Annotated in this window: 1 protein-coding gene and 2 pseudogenes; all 3 read right to left on the bottom strand. The window is 29.1% G+C overall.

Annotated features, from left to right (window positions below):
• Positions 1 to 56 precede the first annotated feature (56 nt).
• The gene (locus HMPREF2561_RS10235; RefSeq protein WP_049417917.1) at positions 57 to 1,490 is read right to left on the bottom strand and encodes a multicopper oxidase family protein; all 1,434 of its coding nucleotides are present in this window, start codon (positions 1,488 to 1,490) and stop codon (positions 57 to 59) included.
• A gap of 5 nt (positions 1,491 to 1,495) precedes the next feature.
• Positions 1,496 to 1,675 (bottom strand): annotated as a pseudogene (locus tag HMPREF2561_RS11065) (copper-transporting ATPase); the annotation flags it as partial.
• A gap of 40 nt (positions 1,676 to 1,715) precedes the next feature.
• Positions 1,716 to 1,916: pseudogene (locus tag HMPREF2561_RS10230) on the bottom strand (hypothetical protein); the annotation flags it as partial.
• Positions 1,917 to 2,036 lie beyond the last annotated feature (120 nt).

Here is a 2,036-nt window from a genome sequence, read left to right as displayed (position 1 = left end):
TTTTTTGGTCATTAGTGTCTTTATCTTTTTTCATCATATTAAAATCTCCCTATTGATTAGTTTGTTACTTTTACTTGACCCATCATTCCATTATCTTCATGCTCAAGTATATGACAGTGAAACATGTATGTTCCAGTATTTTTAAATACAACCTCTATTTTAGCTTTTTGTCCAGGTTCCAAAGATATAACATCCTTTTTACCCCTCATATCTTTTGGAGGTTTCTCCCCATCCACAGATAAAACTTTAAATTGCGTTCCATGGATGTGGAAAGGATGTTTCATACCACCCATTTTATCTTTGACGTTTTCAATTTCCCATACTTCTTTCTGGTTTAACTTTTGTGTAAAATCTATTCTGTTAGGATCGAATTTATTACCATTAATGGTAACATGATCATTCATACCTTCTAATTTTATTTTCTTACCTACTTTTGGTGTATTACTTTTGTTAGAACTTTTCTCTTTGTTACTAATCGGTAAAATTACAGTTTTATCATTATCAACCAGACTGATTTTCTCGCCTTTCATTTTAGATAAATCTATTACTATTTCTTTTCTTTCTGAAGGAGCTAAATTAATTTCTTTTAATTTTTTAGCGTTTTTTAATTGACCGCCATCTGAAGCAATATACTCAAAACTTTGATTATTACTTAGCTTAAGATTTAAATCTCGAGCATTAGAACCATTTAAAAGTCTCAAACGTATTTTCTCTTCTTTTGCTGTAAGTTTGGGGTTTACTATTCCGTTCACAAGAACAGTATCACCTTGAGTGCCATCTTCGTCTTTCGTTTTTGAATAATTTAATTTTTTAGATACAAATGTTTTATCTTGGATTATTATAGGCAAATCATTTTTTCCATAATTACTAGGATAATTATTCTTTTTACTATCTTCTATATATAATAATCCTGATAAGCCATTATAAACTTGTTTAGCTGTATTTGGAGAGGGGTGGGGGTGATACCATAACGTAGCAGAATCTTGATTAACCTCAAATTTTATAGTTTTTTCTTTTCCTGGTTTTATAACCTGAGAAGGCCCTCCATCCACTTTTCCATTTACTTCTAATCCATGCCAATGAAATGTTGTATTTTCATCTAAGTTATTTATTAACTTAATTTTAACTTTATCTCCTTTTTTTAATTTTAAAGTTGGTCCAAGTAAATTTCCATTGTAGCCTAGAGTATTAGAAAAATTATTTTTGTAAAACTCTGTCTTTCCTTCCTGAGCTTTTAATGTATAATTTTTATAACCATTGTTATCTTTTTTTGACTCTGCAACTTTAGGAAATATTATTTCATTTTTTCCTTGTGAAGAATTTAATTTCTTTCTTTCGTCATGATGTTTCATATTTGTCATATCCATTGTATTTTTCTTATCTTCTTTCATATTCATCATATCATTCTTACTTTCTGCGAAAGTATCATTAGAGGCAATAATTATTATGGAAAAAATTATAATTAAAATTGCAAAAACTTTATTATACATAAGGTTTACCTCTTTTCTTTTAATTTTAATGTAAAAGCATTAATCGCTACTATAACTGTACTTAAAGACATTAATATTGCTCCTACAGCTGGTGATAATATTAACCCGATAAAAGCTAATGCGCCAGCTGCTAAAGGTACAGCAACAATATTATAACCTGCACCCTACCATAAGTTTTGCACCATATATTAACACTACCCATTCAGAACCTGAAAATGTGAATTAAAAAGGTAAGTTAACACCCATCAGTGGCGATAAAAGAATGATAGGTATTGCAAAAATTAATGAAACAAAAAACTTAACTTTAAAATTTCCATGATGATGTGCATGGCCACTATGATGATGTAAGGCATGGTTATCATGATGCATTTGATTAGAATGATTCATGTGATTTTGATGATTATGCGCTTCACCATTATTCTTCAAATTAACCCTTCCTAATAAAAATGTTATAGTAAAATTACTTATACTATAACATATACCCCCACAGGGTATAAATAGTTTCGATTTATCTCAATTTATGGATTTATTTATATCATTCTGAAA

This window comes from Staphylococcus sp. HMSC069E10, assembly GCF_001809205.1.
In the GTDB taxonomy this organism is placed as follows: domain Bacteria; phylum Bacillota; class Bacilli; order Staphylococcales; family Staphylococcaceae; genus Staphylococcus; species Staphylococcus hominis.
Note: the sequence above shows the minus strand (reverse complement) of the source record. Positions and strands in the feature narration are given on the sequence as shown.